17 protein-coding genes and 1 riboswitch are annotated in these 23,723 nt (G+C 71.5%); of the genes, 7 read left to right on the top strand and 10 right to left on the bottom strand.

Annotated features, from left to right (window positions below):
• The first annotated feature begins 25 nt into the window (after positions 1–25).
• From SLV14N_RS08675 to metE, 5 genes are all read left to right on the top strand, one after another.
• Positions 26–3,121, top strand: a complete 3,096-nt coding sequence (locus SLV14N_RS08675) for a lantibiotic dehydratase (protein WP_263268902.1) — start codon at positions 26–28, stop codon at positions 3,119–3,121.
• Positions 3,118–4,395 carry a lanthionine synthetase C family protein gene (locus SLV14N_RS08680; RefSeq protein WP_263268903.1) on the top strand — a complete coding sequence of 426 codons (1,278 nt, stop codon included), beginning with the start codon at positions 3,118–3,120 and terminating at the stop codon, positions 4,393–4,395. Before SLV14N_RS08675 ends, SLV14N_RS08680 begins: the two co-directional genes overlap by 4 nt.
• Before the next feature lie 24 nt (positions 4,396–4,419).
• Positions 4,420–6,501, top strand: a complete 2,082-nt coding sequence (gene fxlM / locus SLV14N_RS08685) for a methyltransferase, FxLD system (RefSeq protein ID WP_263268905.1) — start codon at positions 4,420–4,422, stop codon at positions 6,499–6,501.
• A gap of 84 nt (positions 6,502–6,585) precedes the next feature.
• Positions 6,586–7,677 carry a hypothetical protein gene (locus SLV14N_RS08690; RefSeq protein ID WP_263268907.1) on the top strand — a complete coding sequence of 364 codons (1,092 nt, stop codon included), beginning with the start codon at positions 6,586–6,588 and terminating at the stop codon, positions 7,675–7,677.
• A 138-nt stretch (positions 7,678–7,815) separates the two neighbouring features.
• Positions 7,816–8,003: riboswitch (cobalamin riboswitch) on the top strand.
• A gap of 172 nt (positions 8,004–8,175) precedes the next feature.
• A complete protein-coding gene (metE, locus tag SLV14N_RS08695; RefSeq protein ID WP_263268909.1) occupies positions 8,176–10,500 on the top strand; it encodes a 5-methyltetrahydropteroyltriglutamate--homocysteine S-methyltransferase in 2,325 nt (774 codons plus the stop codon).
• A gap of 136 nt (positions 10,501–10,636) precedes the next feature.
• Here the strand turns inward: metE and SLV14N_RS08700 are convergent, their stop codons facing one another.
• Positions 10,637–12,694 (bottom strand): phosphocholine-specific phospholipase C, encoded by a 2,058-nt coding sequence (locus SLV14N_RS08700; protein WP_263268910.1) that lies wholly within the window; start codon positions 12,692–12,694, stop codon positions 10,637–10,639.
• A 248-nt stretch (positions 12,695–12,942) separates the two neighbouring features.
• On the opposite strand from SLV14N_RS08700, the gene SLV14N_RS08705 reads away from it, so the two are divergent.
• A complete protein-coding gene (locus SLV14N_RS08705; protein WP_263268911.1) occupies positions 12,943–13,833 on the top strand; it encodes a class I SAM-dependent methyltransferase in 891 nt (296 codons plus the stop codon).
• An 80-nt stretch (positions 13,834–13,913) separates the two neighbouring features.
• Here the strand turns inward: SLV14N_RS08705 and SLV14N_RS08710 are convergent, their stop codons facing one another.
• The 9 genes from SLV14N_RS08710 to SLV14N_RS08750 all read right to left on the bottom strand — a co-directional run bounded on the left by SLV14N_RS08710 (position 13,914) and on the right by SLV14N_RS08750 (position 22,654).
• Positions 13,914–15,206 (bottom strand): MFS transporter, encoded by a 1,293-nt coding sequence (locus SLV14N_RS08710; RefSeq protein WP_263268913.1) that lies wholly within the window; start codon positions 15,204–15,206, stop codon positions 13,914–13,916.
• Entirely contained in the window at positions 15,203–16,372 is a 1,170-nt protein-coding gene (locus tag SLV14N_RS08715) for a PLP-dependent cysteine synthase family protein (protein WP_263268914.1), read from the bottom strand. Before SLV14N_RS08715 ends, SLV14N_RS08710 begins: the two co-directional genes overlap by 4 nt.
• An 81-nt stretch (positions 16,373–16,453) precedes the next feature.
• Complete coding sequence (locus tag SLV14N_RS08720) at positions 16,454–16,798, bottom strand: hypothetical protein (protein ID WP_263268915.1); 345 nt, start codon at positions 16,796–16,798, stop codon at positions 16,454–16,456.
• A 270-nt stretch (positions 16,799–17,068) separates the two neighbouring features.
• The gene (locus SLV14N_RS08725) at positions 17,069–17,500 is read right to left on the bottom strand and encodes a hypothetical protein (RefSeq protein ID WP_208680434.1); all 432 of its coding nucleotides are present in this window, start codon (positions 17,498–17,500) and stop codon (positions 17,069–17,071) included.
• 126 nt (positions 17,501–17,626) lie between these two features.
• Positions 17,627–18,181: an ATP-binding protein gene (locus SLV14N_RS08730; protein ID WP_208680435.1), complete on the bottom strand. Its 555-nt coding sequence runs from the start codon at positions 18,179–18,181 to the stop codon at positions 17,627–17,629.
• 165 nt (positions 18,182–18,346) lie between these two features.
• The gene (locus tag SLV14N_RS08735) at positions 18,347–20,476 is read right to left on the bottom strand and encodes a xanthine dehydrogenase family protein molybdopterin-binding subunit (protein ID WP_208680436.1); all 2,130 of its coding nucleotides are present in this window, start codon (positions 20,474–20,476) and stop codon (positions 18,347–18,349) included.
• 124 nt (positions 20,477–20,600) lie between these two features.
• Positions 20,601–21,596, bottom strand: a complete 996-nt coding sequence (locus tag SLV14N_RS08740) for a xanthine dehydrogenase family protein subunit M (protein ID WP_263268916.1) — start codon at positions 21,594–21,596, stop codon at positions 20,601–20,603.
• Complete coding sequence (locus SLV14N_RS08745) at positions 21,593–22,159, bottom strand: (2Fe-2S)-binding protein (RefSeq protein ID WP_263268918.1); 567 nt, start codon at positions 22,157–22,159, stop codon at positions 21,593–21,595. The genes SLV14N_RS08740 and SLV14N_RS08745 overlap by 4 nt, the downstream gene beginning before the upstream one ends.
• Positions 22,160–22,267: 108 nt before the next feature.
• Positions 22,268–22,654, bottom strand: coding sequence for a hypothetical protein (locus SLV14N_RS08750; protein WP_208680439.1), 387 nt, complete (start codon positions 22,652–22,654; stop codon positions 22,268–22,270).
• A 239-nt stretch (positions 22,655–22,893) separates the two neighbouring features.
• Here SLV14N_RS08750 and SLV14N_RS08755 point away from each other — a divergent pair, with 239 nt between their 5' ends.
• Positions 22,894–23,712, top strand: coding sequence for a lipase family protein (locus SLV14N_RS08755; RefSeq protein ID WP_208680440.1), 819 nt, complete (start codon positions 22,894–22,896; stop codon positions 23,710–23,712).
• Positions 23,713–23,723 lie beyond the last annotated feature (11 nt).

A 23,723-nucleotide genomic window follows, 5' to 3' on the forward strand; every position in this document is an offset into this window, starting at 1 on the left:
GCACCGGCCGAACGTCTCTTGCCCCATGGAGGTAGTGGTGGCTGCTCCGCCCCCGGTGTTCCGAACCACCCGTACCGCTCTCGTGCGCGCCGTCAGCCAGCCAACGCTGTCCGTTCCTCCGTTCCCTGACGTCGATGACCGTTCCCCCAAGGGGACGGCAGCCCTTCTCACGTGGCTGGGCGCGGTGTGGGCACACGACGGAGTGTCCGAAGCCCTTCAGCACGCCAGCCCAGTCCTCGCCGCACAGGTGCGGGCTCTGTGTGCAGCCCACAAGCCTTCCGGGCGCGGCCTACGGCGTGTGGCACTCTCCGTAGCCCGCTATCTGCTGCGAGCGGAGCACCGGGCCACGCCGTTCGGTCTGTTCGCTGGAGTGACCACTGCCGCGTTCGACCAACGGGCGCGCGCCGCATGGGGCACAGAGCACATGCCCGTCGGTCGCGCGAGCGCAGAGTGGCTGACCGCCATCGTCGAGCGGATGGAGGCGTGCCCCGAACTGCTCGAACGCCTGCCCGTGGTCGTCAACAACACCGTGACAAGCCGCGGTGACCGGCTGGTCGTGCCATACCAGCCAGACGTCCAGAACGAGCGAACTCGCGCAGTCGAGACGTCCCTGGCACTGACCGATCCGGTGAGAGCAGTCCTCGCAGCGACCCGGGCGCCGATCCCAGTCGGCATGGTCGCGAACAAGGTCCGGACAGAGTTCCCCGCGGCCGGGCCAGAGAAGGTCCAGCGGCTGCTCCGAGAGCTGATCCGGCGGCGGGTGCTGATCACAACCCTCCATGCACCGAGTACCGAGACCGACACCCTAGGCCACCTGCTGCACCAGCTCGATGCCGTCGATGCCGAGAACATCGCCCCCGTCACTGCGTCGGTTCACGAGCTGCGGGCGATCCGGGCCGGTTTGGAGAAGTGCGCCACGCGCAGTGGCCGTGACGATGTTGCGACGCGCATGCGGGCTCTCGTGCCCACCCTGCGCCGTCATCCACTAGCCCTGGACCTGCGCTTGGACGCGCAACTCGACCTGCCGGAAGAAGTCGCCCGCGAGATCGAGCGCGCCGCTCTAGTCCTGGCCCAGGTGAGCACCCGCCCGTACGGGACCGCAGCTTGGGGCGCATACCACCAGCGGTTCTACGAACGGTACGGCATCGGGACGATGGTTCCTCTGAAGGAGGTCGTTGCCGACAGCGGCACCGGCTTACCCGACGGCTACCCAGGGGCCCCGCCCGGCGCACGCCGGCCCCGCGTCTCCTCCCGAGACGACGCCTTGGTACGGCTGGCGCAGGCCGCCGTGCTCGACGGCCGCGACGAGGTGGTCCTCACCGAAGAGCTGGTCGCGGCCCTGGACGTGGGGCCTGAAACCCCCCGGGTGCCGCCGCACCTGGAGGTCGGAGTACAGGTGCACGCCACCGACGCGAAGGAGCTTCAACGCGGACAATTCCAACTGGAGGTCGTGAGCGTGTCGCGCGGCGCGGGCGTCACCACGGGCCGCTTCCTCAGCGTGCTGGCACCCAACGATCGCGAGGCACTCGCCGCGGAGCTGTCCAACCTCCCGGCCGCCGACAGCGATACCGTGCCAGCGCAGCTCGCCTTCCCGCCGCTGATGCCCGAGAGCGCCCACGTCACCCGCGCCCCGCAGGTCCTGTCCACTGTGATCAGCCTGCAGGAGCACCGTGCCCCGGCCGACGACGTACTCACGCCCGAAGACCTGGCGGTGGGCTGCGACGGTCGCCGCATGTACCTGGCCGTTCCCGAGCGCGTCCACCGCATTGAAGCCTTGGGCATGCACGCGCTGAACCTCAACACCCATACCCCGCCCCTGGTGCGGTTTCTCACCGAGTTATCCCGCGCTCAGTGCTCGCAGGTCACGGTGTTCGACTGGGGAACCGCTGCCGCGATGCCGTTCCTGCCTCGTCTACGGTACGGGCGAACAGTGCTCGCCCCCGCCCGTTGGCGGCTGGAGTCGGCTGAGCTGCCCGGACACGACCGTCCCCGGCCCGAGTGGGACGCCGCGCTCACCGACTGGCGCTCTCGGCGGCGCTTGCCTCGGCGGGTCTACCTCGTCCAGGACGACCGACGCCTGCTCCTCGACCTCGACCAGCCCGGCCACCGGCCGCTGCTGCGCGAGCACTTGGACCGCACCCGCGTGGCCGTGCTCGTCGAAGCCGCACCACCGGAGGCGTACGGCTGGTGCGACGGCCGCGCCCACGAGGTCGTGGTCCCCCTCAAGGCGACCCAGCCGCCGGCCTGGCCACCGCTTCCCAGGCCCGCCCCCACCCGCACTCTCTCTCCGGCCCAGGCTCAGACCCCCGCTGCCTCATCGGTTCTGCTGGCCACCCTGTACGGAGACATCCGCCGCCAGGACACCCTGCTATCCCGGCACCTGCCCGACCTCCTCGAACGACTCGATCAACCACCGTGGTGGTTCATCCGCTTCCGCGACCCCGACCAGCACCTGCGCCTGCGCATCGCCCTCCCCGGCCCGGATGCCTTCGCAGAGACAGCCCGCACGGTGAGCGCGTGGGCCGACGAGCTGCGCAGCGCCGGACTGCTGGCAGACCTGCGCTATCCCACCTCCTACCGCGAGATGGGCCGCTGGGGCTCCGGCGCAGCGTGGGACGCGGCAGAGGACGTATTCCGCGCAGACTCCCGCGCGATCCTCGCTCAACTCTCCCAGCCGCACCGCCCACACCAGCGCACCCTGGTGGCGGCGCACACCGTCGCCATCGCCTGCGCGTTCCTCGGCAGCACACCGGCCGGGATGCGCTGGCTGGTCGACCACATCCCGGCCGCCGCCCCCGCTGCGGTGCCGCGCCCACAGTTCACCGACGCCGTGCGGCTCGCCGACCCCCGCGACGACTGGGCGGCGCTGCGCGGCGTTCCAGGCGGGGCAGCCATCGTGGCGGCCTGGGCCGACCGCGATGCGACGCTCGCCGCCTACCGGCCACACCTGCCGGGGGCGGACACCGACGGCATCGCCGTCGACGACGTCATGTCCTCCCTGCTGCACACACACTTCGTACGGCACGTCGCTGTGAACTTCCCCGAGGAAGAGATCTGTCTCTACCTCGCGCGTGCCGCAGCCCTGGCATGGACCGCCCACACGAGCGGGAGGATGCCGTGACCTCCCCGCTCGCGCTGGACCTGGCGCACACCGTCGCCGACCTCCTGGCCGACCCCGAGACCGCGCCCTTCGACGCCCGTACTGCGACCGCGGATCGGCAGCACCTCGCCCACGGCCTGTCGGGGATCGCGCTGCTGCACATCGAACGCGCCGCCGCCGACCTGGGCCCCTGGCAGCGCGCCCACGACTGGCTCTCCGCCGCAGCCCGACAGCCGTTCACCAGCGGGCCCGACAGTCACCCGTTCTACGGAGCCCCCGCCTTCGCGCACGCCTTGTCCTGCGTAGCCGAGCACCTTCCCGGCTCCTACCAGCGCGCCCTGGACACCCTGGACGCACAGATGGCCAAGGACATCTGCCGCCGCCTCGGGGCCGCGCAGCGCCGTATCGACGCCGGGGAACTGCCGCTGCTTGCCGAATTCGACGTGATCCGGGGCCTGACCGGCTACGGCGCTCAGCTCCTGCGCCGGAGCCCTGCCAGCGCCGCCATGCGCTCCGTCCTCGACTACTGCGTACGCCTCACCGAACCAGTCAGCCGCGACGGCGAGCACTTGCCGGGCTGGTGGACACCGACGGGGCCCTCGGGCCGGTCAGACGACCGATTCCCTGGTGGGCACGCCAACACGGGCGTCGCGCACGGCATCGGCGGAGTGCTCGCACTCTTGGCCCCCGCGGCCCGGCACGGCACCCTCGTCGACGGCCACCACGAAGCCATGCGCGCCATCCTGGCGTGGCTGAGCGGCTGGCAGGTGGAGACCGGCCGCCGCGGCCCCGCCTGGCCGTACTGGGTCACCCGCACCGAGTTGCGCGAAGGGCACCTTGCTCCGACCGCGCCGCAGCGCCCCTCGTGGTGCTACGGAACAGCAGGCCTCGCTCGCGCCCAGCAACTCGCCGCTCTCGCCCTCGGCGACACCGGTCGCCAGGTCGAGGCGGAGAACGCGCTTGTGAACGCCCTCACCGATCCCGTCCAGCTCAAGGCCACCACGGACAACGGCCTATGCCACGGCTTCGCCGGCCTCGCTCACGTCACCGCCCGGACCGCCGACGACGCGCACCCCTCGACCGTCGGACAGCTCCGCGCAGCGATCCCGCCACTCCTGACCACGGTCTGCCCGCCAGGCACCGACCCCGCACACGCAGCCACGGCGGCCGTGCAGGACCAGGAGACGGGGGTCGGCTTCCTCAACGGCGCTGCCGGTATCGCCCTGGCGCTCCTCGCCCCCGCCACCGCCACGCCACCCCGATCCCCTTGGGACTCCTGCCTGCTCATCGCCTGACCCACCGACCGAAGGACCTCCAACATGCCCCCGGACCGTTGGCACCAGCACAACGTCACCTTCGCCGACCGCGAGACCGGCAAGCGCGCCATCACCGAACGCCTCGGCCCCACCTTGCTCATGGCCGAGAAAGACGGGCAGCTCAACGACTGGTGGTTCATGAACAAGCAGCCCTGGCCGCTGCGGTACCGCGCTGCCGAGCCGTCCCCGCTCATCGAGTCCCTACTGAGCGACCTCGTCGACGACGGCACGGTCCGGTCGTGGCTGCCCGGCATCTACGAGCCGGAGACCGCGGCTTTCGGCGGTATCGAGGCCATAAACGCAGCCCACGACCTGTTTCATGAGGACAGTCGCCACCTGCTCACCTACCAGACCGGCCCAGGGCGGCTGGGCCGGCGGGAGACCGCCATCCTCCTGATCAGCGCAATGATGCGGGCCGCCAATCTGGACTGGTTCGAGCAGGGAGACGTGTGGGCGAAGGTCGCCGCGCTCCGGCCGGATACCGAAGCTCTAGCCCCCGTGCGGGCCGCCGCCCTCGTACCGGCCATGCAGAAGCTGCTGACCATCGAGGCCCGCAGTCTGTGCCGCCCGACTGGCCCGCTCGACGGGCACACCGAGTGGGTGACCGCCTTCGAGCGGACCGGTACAACGCTTGCCTTCCTTGCCGCCGACGGCGGGCTCACACGCGGTCTGCGAGCCGTCGTCGCTCACCACGTGATCTTCCACGCCAACCGCGCAGGTCTTCCCCTGGACGACCAGAGCGCCATGTCCAACATCGCACGAGAGGCAGTCATGGGTTCGAGTGACAACACCGCGTCGCCCGCCGAGGGAACAGCCGAGACCGTTAGCGTCAGGGCGGTGAATACCGACACAACCGCCACCCGTGAGGCCGACGCCGAACGACTCCGTAATGCCCTCGTCGACCAGATCCGCGCAGACGGGCATGCCCGCACGCCCGACGTAGAGGCCGCACTGCGCACCGTGCCCCGCCACAAGTTCGTGCCCGACGCTTCGCTCGAAGGCGCCTACGCCAACTCGCCGGTGAACATCAAGTACGACGCCGACGGCACGTCGATCTCCTGCGCCTCCCAGCCGGGCGTCGTCGCCCTCATGCTGGACCAGCTTGAGGCCCAGCCCGGCGAGCGCATCCTCGAACTCGGCGCCGGCACCGGCTACAACGCCGCTCTGCTTGCTCACTTGGTCGGCGAGACCGGACACGTCACCACCATCGACGTTGACGACGACCTCGTGGAGGGCACCCGCACCCACCTCGCCGCCGCCGGTGTCCTCAACGTCGAGCCGCTGACCCGCGACGGCGCCGTTGGTCACGCCGAGGGCGCACCGTATGACCGGATCGTCGCCACCGTTGGCGCGCACGGCGTCCCCCACGCCTGGCTCGACCAGCTTGCCCCCGGCGGCCGGCTCGTGGTCCCCCAACGCCTCAAGGGCAGCGTGTCTCGGTCCATCGCCTACGAGCAGCGTGACGGCCGATGGATGTCCCTGGGCAGCGAGATGAATACGTTCATGCCGCTCAGGAGGGGCATCGCCGATGACGACCGTCGCGTCGTGCCCCTCAGCGCGGACGGAACCGTACGGCTCCAGGCTCCCGCGGGTCAGCACATCGATGCCGACGCCCTGGCCGGTGTACTGGACCAGCCGCGCACCGAGGAGTGGACCGGCATGATGGTCCGGGCCATGGAGTCGCCGGAGTGGATGGAGCTTTTCGTCTCCTGCTCTCTGCCGTCCGGCCTGATCCGGATGCTGTTCCCGAAGGCCGCCAAGGGCACGCTGCTCGCCGAGGACCCCTACCCGTCGTCGACGGCGGCGATCGACAAGGGCGCCGTCGCCTACCTCGCCCGGCGACTGTCCGACCAGACGCCCCCCGAAGGCGGCAAGCTGTGGGAGTTCGGCGTCATCGGTCACGGCCCCGGCAGTGACGAGTTGGCTGCGAAGGTCGCGGACGCCATCCGCACCTGGGACCGCGACTACCGCGGTCGTGAGGCGACCTTCGAGCTCCAACCCCTCGACGCCCCTGCGATCGAGCAGCGCCCCGGCCTCTTCGCTCTCGACACCCCGCTGAACCGCATCGTCGTCGACTGGCAGTAACACCCCATGGACGGTGCCCGTCGGCCGAGCGACGGCGGGCACCGTCGTCTCCGCACCTCATCACTCTCGTCTATTGGGGGGCCTATGGACCCGCACGGCCGCATAGCCCAGCGATTCCCGCTCGTCGCCCGGTTCCGGCCCGCTTGCCTGCCTCTGCCCGAGCGCGTGCGCGCCCTCGCCGACCTCGCCGACACCGCAGTGCGCAAAGCCGATCAGGGGCTCGCCTCGGCGGTCTACAACCAGGCGGCACTCATCGCCTCCGACGTGGATGTTCCCGAGCTGGCCGGCGAGATGTGCCACCAGCACGCCGCCGCCTACCTCCACGCCTGCCCGCTGCCGGGCATGTCCGCGATCCGCGCCCTCGAACCCGTCGTCAACCTCGCCCGCCTGCAGATCCGCGCGGGCCGCGCCGACAACGGTCGCCAGCGCCTCCTCGCCCTGTACAAGGCTGTCGGCCAGGCCGCAGCCGCTCAATGTGAGGGCGTCACCGTGCCGGCAGACCTCACCGCGACTCCGGAGGATCGTCGAGAGGTGTGTGCGTGGCTGTGGCGGGTCCTCCTCGCCGACGGCACCCGCACCCTCACCATCAACGGACGCTGGAACGAGGCCTTGGCACATATCGAGGCGCACCGCGGCGTGGGTAGACGGATGCTTGACGGCCGCCAAGTCGCAGTCCTCGCCGCCCTCACCACGGACGATACGCCGCGCGCTGCGGTCATCCTTGCGAACACGACGGCCGGCGAACCATGGGAGCAGGCCGTCACAGCTTGTCTCGCCGCACTGTGCCGCCATGCATCCGACCAGCTGGCCGTCCCCTCCGTGAACGACCTGGTGAAGACTTGCCTTGAGTGGGAGGCCGAACCCGGCTTGACCCTGTTCGACATCCGGCTCGGCCTCACGACACTGGACGTCATTGGCTCTGTCGAGAACGCGGCAGCGCACCGCCTCATCGAAGACCTGGTTCGCCGGACAACGGAAGCCCGTGACGGATACGCGGCCCGCGAGATCCTTGCGCATCCGCTGTGCTCCGCTCTCATCACAGGCCAACAGGCGTACGACTGCGGCGACCTGGTACGCGATTGTGCTCTGGGAGGGCGTTCTCTCACCCCGCGTTTGCAGGAGGATCTCACCACCGTGCTGCGCACGAGCGACAGAGTGATCCGGGACAGTCTCTAGGAGCTGGAGCGCACTCCAGGGCAAGCCACGGCGCGGCGGGCGGGGCCGTACGGCGGCCCCGGCGGTGGCCCATGTCACCCGCGGGAGCCGGGGTCCCGGTGTCCGATCCGGGCGGCAGCGCCTAGGGTGGCCGGTGCAACTGGTTCGCCCTGCCCGCCAGGCAGGCGCGTCGCAAGAGGGAACCCGGTGGAAATCCGGGACTGCCCCGCAGCGGTGAGTGGGAACGACCGCCGTCATACGCACTGGGCCCGGCCGGGTCTGGGAAGCGACGGCCAGTAGATGTCCGCCTTCGGCGGACGTGCCCGCGAGTCCGAAGACCTGCCAGTGCCCCCGCGCCACCGGTGCGCGGGGTGATCTCGGTGACCTCGAGGGCGGGTCGGCGGACACATCGGGCGGGCACGGCCGGCGGCAGAGCGCCGGGGCCCGCCAGGTTTGCCGTCCCTTCGCGTTCTCGACCCTCCCGGGGTCCATGGAGACACACTCGCGAAGGAGAGTTCCGTGACCAGCAGGTCCGCAGCCGCGGCAGCACGAGCGACCGTGCACGGCTACCCCCGTCAGGGGCCGAACCGTGAACTGAAGAAGGCCATCGAGGGCTACTGGAAGGGCCGGGTCGGCGCCGACGCCCTCCGCACCACCGCCGCCGGGCTGCGCCGCGACAACTGGCAGCAGCTCGCCGGGGCCGGCGTCCACGAGGTGCCGACGGGCGACTTCTCGTACTACGACCACGTCCTGGACACCAGCGTGATGGTCGGCGCGATCCCGGCCCGGCACCGCGCCGCGGTGGCCGCCGACCCCCTGGACGGCTACTTCGCGATGGCCCGAGGCACCCAGGACGTGGCGCCGCTGGAAATGACCAAGTGGTTCGACACCAACTATCACTACCTCGTACCGGAGTTGGGGCCGGACACGGTCTTCGCCGCGGACTCCGCCCAGCAGGTCGGCCAGCTGACGGAGGCGCTCGGCCTGGGCCTTGCCGCGCGCCCGGTCCTCGTCGGGCCGGTCACCTACCTCCTGCTGGCCAAGCCCGCGCCCGGCGTCGCGGCCGGCTTCGATCCGCTGACGCTGCTCGACCGGCTGCTGCCCGTCTACGCCGAGGTGCTCGCCGACCTGCGGGCGGCCGGCGCCGACTGGGTGCAGCTGGACGAGCCGGCGCTGGTGCAGGACCGCTCCCCCGCCGTGCTGAACGCGGCGGCCCGCGCCTACCGCGACCTCGGCACACTCACCGACCGCCCACAGCTGCTGGTCGCCTCGTACTTCGACCGGCTGGGCGAGGCGCTGCCGGTGCTGGCCAAGGCGCCCGTCGAGGGCCTGGCGCTGGACTTCACCGGACCCGCGGCCGGCAACCTCAAGGATCTCGCTGCGGTCGGCGGGCTGCCCGGCAAGCGGCTGATCGCCGGTGTCGTCAACGGCCGCAATGTGTGGATCAACCACTACGAGAAGTCGCTGGCCACCCTGGGCACGCTCCTGGGCCTGGCCGGGCGGGTCGATGTGTCGTCCTCCTGCTCGCTGCTGCACGTCCCGCTGGACACCGGCGCCGAGCGGGACATCGACCCGCAGATCGCCCGCTGGCTGGCCTTCGCCCGGCAGAAGACCACCGAGATCGTGACACTGGCACGCGGTCTGGCGCGGGGCACCGACACCATCGCGGCCGAACTCGCCGCCAACCGCGCGGACCTGTCCTCCCGGGCGGGCTCGGCGCTCACCCATGACCCGCAGGTGCGCTCCCGCGCCGCGGCCGTCACCGACACCGACGGCCGCCGTTCCCAGCCGTACGCCGAACGTGCCGCAGCCCAGCGCGCGCACCTCGGGCTGCCGCTGCTGCCGACCACCACCATCGGCTCGTTCCCGCAGACCGCCGAACTGCGCACCGCCCGCGCCGAACTGCGGGCCGGGCGGCTCGACGCCGCGGGGTACGAGGAGCGGATCTCGGCGGAGATCCGCGAGGTCCTCGCCTTCCAGGAGAAGGCCGGTATCGATGTGCTGGTGCACGGTGAGCCGGAACGCAACGACATGGTGCAGTACTTCGCCGAGCAGCTGACCGGCTACCTCGCCACCCAGCACGGCTGGGTGCAGTCCTACGGCACGCGCTATGTACGGCCGCCGATCCTGGCCGGGGACATCTCCCGCCCCGGGCCGATGACCGTGCGCTGGACCCGCTACGCCCAGTCGCTCACCGAGCGGCCGGTCAAGGGCATGCTCACCGGCCCGGTCACCATGCTCGCCTGGTCCTTCGTCCGCGACGACCAGCCGCTGGGCGACACCGCCCGCCAGGTGGCGCTCGCCCTGCGCGACGAGGTGAACGATCTGGAGGCGGCGGGCACTTCGGTCATCCAGGTCGACGAGCCGGCACTGCGCGAGACGCTGCCGCTGCGCGCCGCCGGCCATGCGGAGTACCTGGCCTGGGCCACCGAGGCGTTCCGGCTCACCACCGGCGGGGTCCGGCCGGACACCCAGATCCACACCCATATGTGCTACGCGGAGTTCGGGGACATCCTCCGGGCCATCGAGGACCTCGACGCCGATGTCATCAGCCTGGAGGCGGCCCGCTCCCATATGCAGGTCGCCTCGGAGCTCGCCACGGCGGGCTATCCGCGCGAGGTGGGGCCCGGTGTCTATGACATCCACTCGCCGCGCGTCCCGGACGTGGCCGAGGCAACTGCCCTGCTGCGCAAGGGACTTGACGCCATTCCCGCCGAGCGGCTGTGGGTCAACCCGGACTGCGGTCTGAAGACCCGCGGCTGGCCCGAGGTGCGGGCCGCCCTGGAGAACCTGGTCGCGGCGGCCCGCGAGATCCGCGGCATCCTGCCCGGCGGGGCCTCCTGACGCCCTGAGGGCCGGGGGCCGGTGCCCGTAGGGGTGCCGGCAGCGCAACGGGGCGCCCGCCGCTTCGGCAGGCGCCCCGTTCGTTCTCCGCCGGCGCACCGGCGGAAGGAGAGTGGGGACAGAGCGTCGTGGGCGCTCAGTCCGTGATGATCGCCGGGTCGCTCACACCCACCTCGCCGGTCTCCACATGGCCGGCGAACCGGCGCAGGAAGGTGCCGTCCGTGTCGGAGGTGACCGACAGGTCGTACCAGCGCTTGCTGGCACGCAGGTCGAACGACTTCTTGACGGTGGCGCCCGCACGGACCGGGTAGGTCTCGGCGGCCCCGCCGTAGGCCTGGGTGACGGTGAGGTGGCAGTCGGTGCGGCCGGGGTTGGTCAGGGTGAGCTCGACGCGGCCGGCGGTCGCGTCATGGCGGGCGGTCACCTCGGGCCCGGTCTTCTTGCCGTCGCCCTTGAAGGTGCGCAGGAAGCCGTTCGGGCCGTGGACCGTCAGGTCGTACACGTCCTTGGAGTGGGAGGTGTTCCAGGTGTCGGAGATCTTCTTGCCGGCCTCCGTGGTGTACGACCAGGGGCCGTCGGTGCGGTTGCCGGCGGTGACGGTGAAGCAGGCGCCGGCCTTGTCACCGCTCTTGAAGGTGAGGGTGAAGCGGCCGGTGGAGGGGGTCGCGGACCCGTCGACGAGCGGTGCGTACGGCAGCGGGCGGGCGGGGCGGGAGCCCGGCTCCTGCTTGGGCAGCACGGGGTTGGCGGGCGGCTTCGCCACAAGGCCCTTGTGACGCTCCTTGTCCGGCGGCTGGTAGCCGTCGGTGGCGGGGAGCGAGGCCGGCTTGGTGTCCTCCAGGCCGAAGTCGAAGGCGGAGGTCAGATCGCCGCAGATGGCACGCCGCCAGGGCGAGATGTTCGGCTCGTGCACGCCGAACCGGCGCTCCATGAACCGGATGATGGAGGTGTGGTCGAAGACCTCGGAGCAGACATAGCCGCCGGTGCTCCAGGGAGAGACGACGAGCATCGGGACGCGCTGGCCGAGGCCGTAGGGGCCGGCCGCGAATTTGGCGTCGCCGGAGAAGTGGTCGAGCGTGGTGTCCACGGTCGACTTGCCCCGGTCGGCGGAGGCCGGCGGGAAAGGCGGGGCGATGTGGTCGAAGTAGCCGTCGTTCTCGTCGTAGGTGATGAACAGGGCGGTCTTGCTCCACACCTCGGGGTTGGAGGTGAGCGCGTCCAGTACCTGGGAGATGTACCAGGCGCCGTAGTTCGCGGGCCAGTTGGGGTGTTCGGTGAAGGCCTCGGGGGCGGCGATCCAGGAGATCTGGGGGAGCTTGTCGGCCTTCACATCGGCCTTGAGCAGGTCGAAGTAGCCGTCGCCCTCCTTGGCGTTGGTGCCGGTGCGGGCCTTGTCGTAGAGCGGGTCGCCGGGCTTGGCGTTGCGGTACTGGTTGAAGAAGAGCAGCGAGTTGTCGCCGTAGTTGCCGCGGTAGGCGTCCTCGATCCAGCCCCACTTGCCGTCCGCGTCCAGGCCGTCACCGATGTCCTGGTACATCTTCCAGGAGATCCCGGCCTTCTCCAGCCGCTCCGGGTACGTCGTCCAGCTGTACCCCAGCTCCGCGTTGTCGAGGACCGGGCCGCCACCCGAGCCGTCGTTGCCGACGTGGCCCGAGTACATGTAGTAGCGGTTGGGGTCGGTGGCACCGATGAACGAGCAGTGGTACGAGTCGCAGACGGTGAACGCATCGGCGAGCGCGTAGTGGAACGGGATGTCCTTGCGGGTCAGGTGGGCCATCGTCCCGGCCGTCTTCGCAGGTATCCAGTTGTCGTACTTGCCGTTGTTCCAGGCCTTGTGGCCGCCCGCCCAGTCGTGGTCGAGGCCCTCGATGAACTGCATGCCGAGGTCTTCGACGTCCGGGTGGTAGGGCGGCACCTCCTTGTCGCCGTCCGGCTGGTGCCAGACGGACTTACCGCTTTCGAGGATGAGCGGGCGCGGGTCACCGAAGCCGCGTACGCCCTTCATCGAGCCGAAGTAGTGGTCGAAGGAACGGTTCTCCTGCATCAGGACGACGACATGCTCGATGTCCTTGATGGATCCGGAGCGTCGCTTGGCGGGGATGGCTGCGGCACGGGCGATGCTGCTCGACAGTGCCGAGGCGCCCGCGGTGGCGCCGGCGATCTGGAGGAAACGCCGCCGATTCAATTCAGGCATGGGGTGGGAACCTCTTCAGATGTGGGGGAGTTGGCGAAATGACGGTACTGGTGTGCGGTTGTGTGAGGAGTGGTGCGAAACCACGGTCAGCAGAGTGTTCCAAGAGGAACGAGCGCCAGGGAAGGGGGGGTGTCGCAGATATGGCACATCGGGGTACGTGCGACGAACTCCCTGGTCGGGAACGTCGTACAGCCACCTACCGGCATTTCGGATGAAGGGGAGCAATGGGGCAGGGTAACGATCGTGGCGTGGCCGGGGACGGCCGGACACCGCCGCCCGACGAGATCGCGGCGGGCCACGCCGAACAGGCCGAGGCCTGGGACGAGGCCTGGAACGGGGACGACGGACGGTACTGGGTCCAGCAGCGGGAAAGGCAGGAGGCGAGGTATCGCCGGCTCACTCCGCACCTGATGGCGGCGGCCGGGATCCAGGCGGACAGCCGGGTGTTGGACATCGGATGCGGCAGCGGCGGTACGAGCCTGGAGGCGGCGCGGGCCGCGGCCGAGGGAGCGGTGCTCGGCGTCGACGTGTCGGCGCCGATGCTGGCCGAGGCCCGGAAGCAGGCCGCGGGCTCCGGACTTCCGCAGGTCACCTTCGAGCGGGGGGACGCACAGGTCCATCGCTTCGAGGACGGGGCCTTCGACGTCGCGATCAGCCGTTTCGGGGTGATGTTCTTCGCCGACCCGGAGGCGGCGTTCGGAAATATCGCCCGAGCGCTGCGTCCGGGCGGACAGTTGGCGTTCCTGTGCTGGCGGAGCGTGCGCGACAATGCCTATCTGACCGTGCCGATGGGCGCCATCGCCCCGTATGTACAACTGCCCGAGCTCGATGCGCCGGGCGCCCCGGGCCCGTTCTCGCTCGCCGACACCGGCCGGATCACGAAGCTGCTGGACAGCGCGGGATTCGACGAGATCACGATCGGCGCCGTCGACGAGCCGATGTGGATGGGGCCCGATCCGGACGACGTGGTGGCCTACCAGCTCGGGATGCCGGGGTCGCGCGCGATGCTCGCCGAGGCAAGTGCGGAAGCGCGGGCCAAGACAGTGACCGCGTTGCGGGATGCGCTGGCCGAACACCAGGGCCCCGACGGCGTCACGCTCGGCAGCGCGGCGTGGCTGGTGACGGCCCGCCGGCGATGACCGGCTCGGCAGCCCGGATCCGGTGACAGGCCGGGAGGTGACCACCCCGCTCCTCGTGGACGGGATGGCCACCTGCGCGTTCAGCCCATCGCCGCCGCCGGCCCGGCGACCGGGGCCAGCCGGCCCGTGCGGTGCAGTCCGTAGAGGGCGGCACTGCAGGCAAGGCCCAGGACCGGCAGGGCGATCCAGGGCAGGGCGGGCAGCCCGGCCGACCGGGAGGCGTCCAGTGCGGCACCGGTGAGCAGATTGCCGAGGGTGATGCCGATACCGCAGATGGTGTTGTAGAGCCCGTAGTGGGTCGCCACCAAGCGGTTACCGGACAGCCGGACGATGGTGTCCATCTCGAACGGGTACGTGATCATCGTGCCGAGCGCGAGCAGCAGCGCACAGAGCGCCGGCGGGCCGGCCGCGAGGGCCCAGCGGCCGGGGCCCTCGGCCGGCACCGGCAGCGCCGTGGCGGCCAGCAGCGGAACGAACGCCAGCCCCATGGTCAGCAGGCCCCGGGCGAGCGCGCGGCCCGCGGTCATCCGGGCCTTGCACCAGCGGGTCACCCTGGTCTGGCCCAGGATGGTGCTCAGCCCGGACACCGCGAACAGCCCGGCCACCGCCGCGGTGCCGAACTCCCCCTCACCGCCCAGTCGCCGTACCTCCAGCGGCAGCGCCAGATAGACCTGGAACGACAGCACATACGAGCCGATCATGGCTCCGGAGAACAGCAGGAACGGCCGGTTGGCCAGCACGCCCCGCCACGAGGGCGGCAGGCCCGCCCGCCGGTCGTCACCGGCCGGAGGGGCCTCGTCCCCGCGGGCCGGCAGCGCACGGATCTGCACGATGCTCAGCAGCGCGAAGATCCCCGCCGAAACCAGGCAGGTGACCTGGAAGTTGACGCCGGTGAGCACCATCCCCACCAGCGGGCCGAGCAGGATGCCCGCCTGGTAGAAGACGTTGAACAGCGCAAACGCCTCCAGCCTCCGGTCGCCCGCCGCGGCGGCCAGATAGGCCCGGACCGCCGGGTTGAACAGCGCGCCGGCCAGTCCGGTGGCCGCGGACGCCGCCAGCAGCGCGGGCAGCGAGTCCACCAGCCCGAGCGTCGCGAAACCGAGCGTCCGCAGCACACAGCCGGCCACGATCAGCGGCTTGTAGCCGAACCGGTCGGCCAGCGCGCCGCCGACCAGGAACATCCCCTGCTGGCTGAAGTTGCGGACACCCAGGACCAGCCCGACCAGCCAGCCCGCCAGGCCGAGCGTCCCGGACAGATGCGCGGCCAGATACGGCATCAGCATGTAGAAGCCGAGGTTGATGGTGAACTGATTGACCATCAGCAGCCGGGCGCTGCGCTCGTAGGAACGGAACTGTGTGAGCATGCCGGTCACCGGACCTCCCCCGCAGCGTGAACGGGCGCGTCGCCGGACGGGCCCGCCGCGCCGGACGTGCCGAGCGGATCGACGACCTGCGCGCACCGGCTCCAGGCGGTGACCTCCCGCTCCCCCAGCCGGCTCAGGGTCTGCGGCCCGTCCGCCGGCGGAGCGTCGAGCAGGCCGTGTTCGGCGCAGTACTGGTCGTCGTAGACCGTGCTCAGATAGCGCTGCGGTCCGTCGGGGAAGACGGCCGCGATACGGGTGCCGGCCGGCTCGGTCCGGCTCAGCCAGCCGGCGACCAGGGCGACCGCGCCGACGCTCCAGCCGCCGGTGGCGTAGTGCGAGGACGCCAGCGTGCGGCAGGCCCAGACCGCTTCGGCGGGTGCGACCCAGTGCACCTCGCTGAACTGGTCGTAGGCGACATTGCGCGGGTAGATGCTCGATCCCAGCCCGCGCATCAGCCGCGGACGGGCGGGCTGTCCGAAGATGGTCGAGCCGATGGTGTCGACGCCGACGAGCCGCAGCTGCGGGTAGAGCTGGCGCAGCACCCGGGACACCCCGGCGGAGTGCCCGCCGGTGCCCACACTGCACACCAGGACGTCGATATGGCCCAGCTGGGAGGCGAGTTCGAGAGCCAGCGGCAGATAGGCGGTGGTGTTGTCGGGGTTGTTGTACTGGTCCGGGCACCACGCGCCGGGGTGGGCGGCGAGCAGTGCGCGCACCCGGTCACGGCGGGCCTGCTGCCAGCCGCCGCTGGGGTGCGGCTCGGGGACGAGCTCGACCTGGGCGCCGTACGCGGTCAGCAGCCGGGTCATCGAGGACTCCAGGCCGGGGTCGGTGACCAGGCTGACGGGGTGGCCGTAGACCATTCCGGCGAGCGCCAGGCCGAGCCCGAGGGTGCCGCTGGTGGATTCGATGATCCGGGCACCGGGCTGCAACTCACCACGGGCACGGGCGCGTTCGACCATGTGGAGTCCGGGACGGTCCTTGATGCCGCCCGGGTTGCGGCCTTCGAGCTTGGCCCAGAAGCCGCGGCCGGGCGGGGTGAGCGGCTCGGAGATGTGCAGGACGGGGGTGTTGCCGACCAGGCCGGGGATACCGGAGGCGGGGGCCGGGCCCGGCGTCGGGGAGGCGGGGGCGGCGGGAGAGACGGAACGGGCCGCCGTGGGGAGAGAGTGCATTTTTCGCTCTCGTTCGGTGGGTGGGGATATACGGGCGCTCCTGTCGCGTCGGCCGGGGTGGCCGGACGCTACGGCGGGCTCCTATATCCGGCACCGGCAGAGGGCGGCGAGGGTGGACCGGCCGCCGCGTGCCGGTCTGTAGTGACCAGCGCCGCTCCCCGCGGCCGGGCGCCGGTCGGCCGCGACGCGCACGGCCCCCGCGAGGACGGCGGGCAGCGCGGCGCCCTCCGCCCCGGTGGCCGTCCGGCCCTGCGGGAGATGGCCGGACGGGCCGGGCACACACGCGGGGTCGTGGTGCCCGCTGTCCGTCCCGGCGGTCGCTTGGGCGGGCGCGGCGGCCACGGGGCCGGACGACCCCGCCGAGGCCGCCGCCGGCACGGGCACATCATGGTGGCCGTCCGCCCCGTCGGCGCACGGGAGCACCACGGACAGCAGTCCGGCGATCAGGAGCAGTAAGACGGCCGGCCGGCGGTGGCGTAAGCGGGCGCGCCTCGGTGAGCGGGCGCCGCTCAGGAATCGGGCGCCACTACGGAGGAAGGCGCCACCAGGGACGAGGGAACGGAACGGACGGCACAACGGAACGCGCAACGGCACAGGTTCTCCGTGAGACTGCCGCCGCGTCGGAGCAGCACACGCACACGCATATGCACACGGGCGGACGGCATCGGCAGGGGGTGATCCGGAATCGGCCGGAATCTAGACCTGCTGCACCACGGAACCCGTTGCGCTGCGCAACGGTGGAAGGGCGGCACGGGCGTTCTCGGACGCCCCGGACCGGCTCTGCGCCGGCGGATGCCAGGAGGAGCCCGCAGCGGGGGTGGGACAGGGCAGCGCCACGGCGGCGCCCTGCTGGGGCTGGCCCGCGACACACAGCTCGTCGGAGTGGTGCCCGGGGTGCTCCGGTTCCTCGGAGTGACCGCTGTGTTCGGGGGCGAGCCAGCCGCCGGAGTCCGCCGCGGCGGACGCCCCGACCGGCAGGGCGTTCACCAGATGACCTTCGGCGCTCTCCGCCCGCGCCCCATGGGCGACCAGCACACTGATCAGCAACGCGGCCAGCCACAGCACACGAAACGGAACCGCTGAACCGCGGTTCCGCATGCCGCTGTTGGCCGACCTGATCGTTGCCATACCGCGATCGTAACCGCGGCGGCCGTCCGTTGCCGGTTTCCCCGCGCCCGGCGCAACAGATATCAGCCGGTGGGCGAGGCGTGACGGGGGTGGGCGTCCGCGCCTCGCACCTTCGTTGACGGTGTCTCAGACCAGCGACACCGCGTTCGATGCCGCCGGGGTGGCCTCGGCAGCGGTCTCGGTGACTTCCTGCGGGGGCTCGACGAGCGGCTCGGCCGGTACGGGCGGCGGCACCGCCGGCTGGCCCTTCGCGTCGGGCACGCTGCGCAGCGGGGTGCGGCTGGTCAGCGGCGACTTGCGGGCCGCCTCGACCCGGCGGGTGAACCAGATGACCTTGCCGTCCGGCGTGCCGCAGGTGCCCCAACTGTCGCTCAGGGCCGCCACTCTGGAGAGCCCGCCGCCGCCCGCGCTGAGCAGCTTCGGCAGGCGTGGCCCCTGGTCGGCGACGGAGGCCGTGAGGTGCCGGCCGGTCCAGCGGAGTTCGACGACGCACGGGGCGTCCGGGCCGATATGGCGATGGACGTTGGTCAGGAGTTCCGCCACTCCCCGGCACACGGGCGGGATATGCAGCTCGAGATCCCAGTACCGCAGGTGCGCGGCCAGGATCCGCCGGATCTGCGGCACACGCTCCGCCGAAGCATGCAGTTCGACCGTGTAGTGCCGGTCGCCGGGAAGTGTCATGTCGTGGCTCCTCACCGCGAGGCTCACGCCCTTCACCTCGTTGGACCAACGAACCCCGAAACACGAAGAGTGAGCATTAATCACGTATGGGTCATTTGTCATGGTGACCCGGCCGGGCGGGTTCCGCAACAGATCTTGGGTCAGTGGAGGCCGCCGGCACGGCCCTCACCCCGGCCGGTCCGGCAGCCGCGGCAGGACCTTGTCCGGGGTGAGCGGGAGGTCGCGCAGCCGGACCCCGGTGGCGTGCCGTACGGCGTTGGCGACGGCCGCCGCGGTGCCGACGATGCCGATCTCCCCGATGCCCTTGCTGCCCATGGGGTTGAGGTGCGGATCCTCCTCCTCCAGCCAGTGCGCCTCGATCAGCGGGACGTCGGCGCAGACCGGAACGTGATAGGACGCCAGATCGCACTCGGCGAAGTCGCCGAACGCGGGGTCCAGACCGCTGCCCTCCGTGAGCGCCATCCCCAGGCCCATGGTCATCCCGCCGATGAACTGGGAGCGCGCCGTACGGGAGTTGAGGATGCGGCCGGCCGCATAGACGCCCAGCATCCGCCGCACCCGGACCTCTCCGGTGACGGTGTCGACCTGCACCTCGGCAAAGGTGGCGCCGAAGGAGTGCCGGGCGTACGGGGAGCGCTCGGACGTCTCCTGGCGGGTGTCGACGGCGGCCGTCAGCCCGTCGGCCGGGAGCGGTCCGACGTGGTCCCGCAGCCGGTGCCGCAGCTCCGTACAGGCCTTGTGGACGGCCCAGCCCCAGGAGGCGGTGCCCGCGGAACCGCCGGCCAGCATGGCGGGCGGCAGATCGCTGCTGCCGATCTCGATGCGGATCCGCTCGTCGGGCACGGCCAGGACGCCGGCGGCGAGCTGCGCGAGGACGGTGCGGGCGCCGGTGCCGATGTCGGTGGCGTTCACCCGGATGCGGTAGGTGCCGTCGGCGGCGGCGTGCGCCTCGGCGGAGGAGGCGGCGATGAGGACGGGGTAGGTGGTGGCGGCGACACCGGTGCCCAGCAGCAGATCGCCCTCGCGCCGGACCCCCGGCCGGGGGTCCCGGGGCCGCCAGCCGAAGCGCTCCGCGCCCTCCCGCAGACAGCCGACCAGCTGGCGGCTGCTGAAGGCGCGGCCGCTGTCCGGCTCGGTGTCCGGCTCATTGCGCATCCGCAGGTCGACGGGGTCGATGTCCAGGAGGACGGCGAGTTCGTCGACGGCCGACTCCAGGGCGTACATCCCCGGGGCCTCGCCCGGTGCGCGCATCCAGGAGGGCGTCGGGACGTCGAGCGGGACCACGCGGTGCACGGTGCGGCTGTTCGGCGAGGTGTACATGACGCGCCCCGGGACCGCGGCCTGCTCGACGAACTCCGTGACGGTGGAGGTGTGGGTGGCGGCTTCGTGAGCGAGGGCGGTGAGGACACCGTCGTCGCCGGCGCCCAGGCGCACCCGCTGGACGGTGGGTGCGCGATGGCCGACGACCGCCGGCATCTCCCGGCGCGGCAGGGACAGTTTGACCGGGCGCCCGGTGTGGCGGGCGGCCATCGTGGCCAGGACGACCTGGGGGCGGGGCGTCCCCTTGGAGCCGAAGCCGCCGCCGACATGCTCGGAGAGGACGGTGATCTCGCTCCGGTCGAGCCGGAACAGCGCGGCGAGTTCCTCGCAGACCTTGGTGGCGCCCTGGCTGGAGTCGTGGACGGTCAGATGGCCGTCGCTCCACCAGGCGGTGGAGGCGTGCGGCTCCATGGGGTGGTTGTGCAGCGGGGGCACGGTGTACGTGGCGTCGACGGTGACGGGCGCGGCGGCGAACGCCCCCTCGAAGTCGCCGCGTTCGCGGGTGCCCGGATAGCCGCCGTTGGCGGTCTCCGCGTCGTACAGCCCCGGATGGCCGGCGGTCAGCCGGACGTCGTGCGCGGCGGTTTCGTAGCGGACGCGGACCGCCCGGGCGGCGGCGCGGGCGGTTTCGAGGCTGTCGGCGACGGCGAGGGCGACATACCAGCCGCGGTGCGGCACCCGGTCGTCCTGGAGCACCGCCAGCGTCGGGTCGTCTGTAGCGGCGAGGCGGGGCGCGTTCTCGTGTGTCAGCACCGCGTACACCCCCGGCAGGGCGAGCGCCGCCGCGACGTCCACGGCGGTGACCCGGCCGCGGGCGACGGTCGCGGGCACCGGCCAGGCGTAGGCGCAGCCCGGCGGGGTGTGTTCGGCCGCGTACCGGGCGGTGCCGGTGACCTTCTCCCGGCCTTCCCGGCGCACGAGCGGGGCGCCCACGGGGTACGGGGGTGGGCCGGGCGGGAACGAGTCGGGGCTCATGACGCGCGTCCTTGGATCGGGGGCTGGGGCTGGGGGGCTGGGTCGGCAGTGGCGTCCTGGTGGTCGTTGTGGTGGGGGTGCGGGGTGTGGCCAGTGGTCGTTGTGGTGGGGGTGCGGGGTGTGGTCAGTGGTCGTCGGCCGGGGCGGCCAGAGCGGTCAGCACGTCGACGGTCAGATTGCGGGCGAGCGTGACCTTGAAGCCGTTGTCGCGCAGCGGCCGGGCGGCGGCGAGTTCGGCGTCGGCGGCGCGGGCGAAGGTGTCCTCGGTGGCGGGCGCCCCGTGCAGCGCCTCTTCGGCCGCGCGGGCGCGCCACGGCCGGTGCGCGAGCCCGCCGAAGGCGAGGGCGGCCCGTCGTACGGCGCCGTCCCGCACCTCCAGTACGGCGGCCACGGAGACCAGGGCGAACGCGAACGAGGCGCGGTCGCGGGCCTTGCGGTAGCGCGAGCGTGCGCCGGGGGCCGGCGGCGGCAGCTGGACGGCGGTGATCAGTTCGCCGGGCCGGATCTCGGTGTCCCGCTCCGGGTGCTCGCCGGGCAGCCGGTGGAAATCGGTCACCGGAACGGTGCGCTCGCCGTCGGGGCCGTGCAGATGAATCTCGGCGTCGAGGGCGGCCAGCGCCACCGCCATGTCCGACGGCTGGGTGGCGACGCAGTGCTCGGAGTGGCCCAGTACGGCGAGATCGCGGTGTACCCCCTCGCGGGCCGGGCAGCCGGAGCCGGGGTCGCGCTTGTTACAGGGCTTGGAGATGTCCTGGAAGTACAGACAACGGGTGCGCTGCAGCAGATTGCCGCCGGTGGTCGCGATGTTCCGCAACTGCCCCGAGGCACCGGCCAGCAGCGCCTGTGACAGGGCCGGGTAGCGGTCGCGGACCGGGACCGCCGCGGCCAGATCGCTGTTGCGGACCATCGCACCGATCCGCAGTCCGCCGTCCGGCAGCTCCTCGATACGGTCGAGCGGCAGCCGGGTGACGTCGATGAGCAGCTCCGGCGTCTCCACGCCCAGCTTCATCAGGTCGACGAGGTTGGTGCCCCCGCCGAGAAAGCGGGCGCCGGGCTGCCCCGCCGCGGCCCGTACGGCCTCCTCGACGCTCGTCGCCCGCAGATACCCGAACGGCTTCATGACGCCGCCTCCCGGACCGCTTCGACGATCCGCGGATAGGCGCCGCAGCGGCACAGATTTCCGCTCATCCGCTCACGGATCTCGTCGTCGGTCAGCTCGACGGGAGCCGCGGGGTCCGCGGTGGGCGGGGTGGCATGGGACGGGAAGCCGTCCGCCGCCTCGGCCAGCATCCCGACGGCCGAACAGATCTGGCCGGGGGTGCAGTAGCCGCACTGCAGGGCGTCCCGCTCCAGGAAGGCCCGCTGCAGGGGGTGCAGCCGCTCCCCCTCGGCTAGGCCCTCGACCGTGGTGATCTGCCGTCCGTCCTGTGCCACGGCCGGCAGCAGACAGCTGTTGGCGCGCCGCCCGTCGACGAGCACGGTGCACGCGCCGCACTGGCCGTGGTCGCAGCCCTTCTTGGCGCCGGTCAGACCGAGGCGTTCACGGAGCAGGTCCAGGACCGTGGTCCGGTGGTCCACGGTCAGTGTCTGCGTCACTCCGTTGATGTGCAGCACCAGCGAGGAGCGCCGGCCGTCCGCCGACGGCGCACCGCCGGTGTCCGCCGGATGTTGGGTGGACTCCACTCACTCATGCCTTTCCGGTCCGGGCCGCGGGGGCGGCTGCCTTGAGCGGCCGTTTCCTGCGCCGTGGTCGTGGTGGCCCCGCCGCTTCGGGAGGGCGGGGCGGGCCCGCTAGCGGGTCTCCAGCCGTAGCTCGACTTCCTTTTCCTGGTCGCCGGCGGCCGTCCCGAGGACATGCACGGCGAACGCGGACTCCAGGCCCTTGCACAGCTGGTCGACGGCCCAGTAGCCGCCCTGGAGGCTGACCATGACGGGCGCGGTCAGCCGACGGGGCTCGGCCGTGGCCTTGCGCTCGCTCACGTCGAAGGTCGAGGTCCACACGGTCGACCCCGCACCCGCCACCTCCTCGGGCACATCGTCCGCCGCCCGGTCGGAGCTGAAGGAGGTACGCAGCGCACTGAAGACGGTGTGCGCGTCCTGCGTCGCGCAGCTCTCCAGCTCCACCATCACCTCGGCCGATACGTGCTCTGTGTGTGACGCCTGTTCTGCGCTGTTCACTGTGGGGCCTTTCCTCTGTGGGCCTTCCTCCGGGGGCTGAACGCTTCCAGGCTCGCCCCGCGGCCCGGTGTGTGCGACCGGAGGCACGAACGAGTGGTTTGAACGGGCGGCAACCGCGTGGCACCGATCGGGGGATTACGCTGTGTAGTCAGTGCGAGCGTTCTGTGACCGAAGATGCCTCATGCGCAGCGCTCGGCCCTCGCAGCAGCCATCGTCGACCTCAGCCAGAGGAGCCCTCGTTGACCAGCGCCACGATCGACCAGAAAGCCACCGGCTACACCGTCCGCCATGCGCTCTGTATGGCGCGCGCCTCCGAGCTCGCTTACAAGGACGAGCAGACCATCGAAGCCACCGCCCGGCAATGGGGCTTCGACCGGGTGCGCCATCACCACACCACGTTCCGTCCGCCGTTCCCGCTGGAGGACACCCAGGCGTACACCCTCGGCGGACACAGCATGATCATCACCAGCTTCCGGGGGACGGAGCCGGTGAAGCTGCGCGACTGGCTGTCCGACGCCACCACACCGCCGTGGCCCGGTCCCGGCGGCAAGGGGTATGTCCACTACGGCTTCGGTGAGGCGCTGGAGGCCGTATGGCCGCAGGTCCGCGCCGCCGTCGATGCCTTCCGCGACAACCGCCAGACGGTGTGGTTCACCGGCCACAGCCTCGGCGGGGCGCTGGCGATGCTGGCCGGGGCGCGGCTGCATTTCGAGGAGCCGCATGTGACGGCCAACGGCGTCTACACCTTCGGCCAGCCACGCACCTGCGACCGGCAGCTGTCCAAGGAGTTCAACACGGCCTTCTCCGACCGCATGTACCGCTTCGTCAACAACAACGACATCGTGCCGCAGCTGCCCCCGGAGCCCGCCTTCCACCATGTCTCCGCACTGCGCTACATCGACACCCAGGGCGCCATCCACCACACCATGCCGTTGATCAGCGGCCTGGTCGACCGTGCCCAGGGCCTCACCGCCGATGTGCTGGCGCCCGCCTCCGACGGTGTCCGGGACCACTTCATGGACGCGTACATCAACGCATTGGAGAAGAACCAGAACTGACCGTCCGGAGC

Origin of the sequence: Streptomyces sp. Je 1-4 4N24 (assembly GCF_026239515.1) — a bacterium.
In the GTDB taxonomy this organism is placed as follows: domain Bacteria; phylum Actinomycetota; class Actinomycetes; order Streptomycetales; family Streptomycetaceae; genus Streptomyces; species Streptomyces nigrescens.